This is a genomic window from Hungatella sp., assembly GCF_046966825.1.
This window is the reverse complement of sequence record NZ_JBKVCZ010000283.1, coordinates 1-2,213: the sequence shown is the minus strand read 5'-3', so window position 1 is coordinate 2,213 and position 2,213 is coordinate 1. Positions and strand designations below refer to the sequence as shown.

The window sequence follows — 2,213 nt, the reverse complement described above, 5'->3', positions numbered from 1 at the left end:
CGCTCTGTTTGCGCCAGCGGTCGATGGAGATATGCCGGGTGATTTTTCCAAGAAAAGCACTCAGAATGTTGGGTTTTCTTGGTGGGATGGTGTTCCACGCCGTCAGATATGTATCGCTGACGCTTTCCTCCGAGTCTTCGCGGGAGGAAAGAATGTTGTAGGCGATAGCATAGCAATACCCGCCGTATTTCTTGTCTGTTTCCGTGATGGCCTGTTCCGATCTTTCAAAGAACAGGTCAATAATGCCCTGATCCTCCAAGGGATCACCTCCTGTCAAAATGTAGCCTGTCCAAATCCGCTTAAGGGAGCGGATACGTCGCGACCGGGTGCGTCTCCAATTTCAGCGGCACGTATTTCGCCTGAGCCGCTTCGTACTGCTCCTGAGAAACGGGCTGCAAGGACTCATCCAGCGCGTCTGCGCCGTAGAACCACGGATTTTCCGGGTTTACGCCCTTGTCATATCGCAGATAGTCCACTAATACGGCGTTTCCGTTCTGCACTTTGTAGTAGCTGGTAGCACTGTTGCCGTCCAGATATCTTTGAGTGTGGGCAATGTAATTTCCCTCGCAGATGGTGACGTCCGCGCCGCATTCCAGAATCTTTACCTTTCCGCCTTTGATGGTCAGCACACCCCTCCATCCGCCATCGGTCAGGAACAGTTCTTCCTGCCCGTCGCCGTCCAGATCAATGAGACAGCACTCCCAGCCATCCATCGATATTCCCTCACTTTGGAACACTTCTCTATAGCTGGCACAAATGACGTCCTTCCCGCCGATGCCGCTGGGGGAAGTGTCGGCGAAGGGATACTCGGCAACTGGAGTCAGCGTCACAGGGACGCGGGGGTGGGACTGAACGATTTTGTTGAATTCTTCCTCCGTAATGGGGACATCGTTTGGCACGTCCAGATTCGGGTACATCAACCATGAATTCCCTCTGAAATATTCACTTTCACTGGTATAGTAAACGACGCCCTTATCCCAGACATAGGTTCCATTTTCAACCTTCGCAAAATGATAAGCCATCGAGCCGTCGGTGCAGGCATAAACATAGGCCAGAACGTTGTCCTCACAGAGATGCATATAGGTAGCGCCGACGCCAATTCCGCAGCCGATTCCGGAAACAAAGCTGCTGGATTCATCGACCATGGACGGATAGGCAACGGTCGGCGGCATAATGTATTGAGTGCCGCCGTCCCGCTTGTTATAGGCCGCGATGATATACCCATTTTCGCCCACAAGCAGCTCGTCCACGCCGTCTCCATCCAGATCCATCACGCAGAAGCCCAGCTGAGCGGGATGGGTGCTGAACTCCATCCGGGATTTGATCCGGGCTTCGTAGCCCTGATCTACATAGGCGCGGATGTGCTTGTCATAGTCGTCTGCCTGCTGTTTGTCCGCGTCTTTCCTTCGCACCTCTGCTTCCGCCAGAGATTCTTCCGTCACTCTCTGGGGCTGCACGGTGAAGTCGATGGCTTCGGCAAAGGCTTCCAGTGCGGCTTTCGTCCAGTCATGGTCATATTCCAGTGCGGAGAAGGTCAGCACATAGTCTCCCCTGTCCGCGACCATGAATGCATGATGGTTGAGGTTATTTCGCTGCTCCAGAACGATCAGCATGTCCACGCCGTCAGACGTTGTATACGTCCATTCCTCATAGCTTCCCTCCGGGCCGATAGAGGCATAAATCTCGCTGAAGCTGTCCTTCCGGGCGCAGGAGAAGGTCACGATTTCCTCATACGGCCAGACAGAATTCTGGCCTGTCAGGGTCATGCGTCCCTCCACGGTGAAGGAGCCGTCCGCGTAATACCGCATTCCGCCAAAATTGGTTTCCGCCTGAACGCCGGGGCGGAGTATGCCCTGAATCCCCAGCGCCTTGCAGGCTGCCGCTTCATCCGGGTCAACGTACATTTTCCCCAGCAGGTTCAGATGGTACTTGGCACAGATTTCGTCCAGTTTGTCCTTCATTTCCCGTGTGTACAGGTTGTAGGCGTAGTAATCATCCCCGAAGTCCTCGGAAAAGGCTTCTTCGGAATGGTAAATGGACATATCCGTGTCGTAGGTTTGCAGCCATTCGTACCATTCCTTGGTGGCCTGATAGCCCGGCGTTCCCTTCACCCCTTGCAGGGACAGCAAGGTTCTGTTCCGGATGTCGCCTTCAAAAGCCTCCTGCGTCTCCTGTCCAAAGGCCATATCCTGAAGCCGCAGCACATACACGAC

Annotated in this window: 2 protein-coding genes; both read right to left on the bottom strand. The window is 54.1% G+C overall.

Annotated features, from left to right (window positions below; translation table 11 throughout):
* Positions 1–259: RNA polymerase sigma factor (locus tag ACLTD4_RS33855; RefSeq protein WP_412331988.1), on the bottom strand; the 259-nt coding region annotated here is incomplete at its 3' end.
* 40 nt (positions 260–299) lie between these two features.
* Positions 300–2,213, bottom strand: a 1,914-nt coding sequence (locus ACLTD4_RS33850) for a hypothetical protein (RefSeq protein WP_412331987.1), incomplete at its 5' end; no start/stop codon positions are given.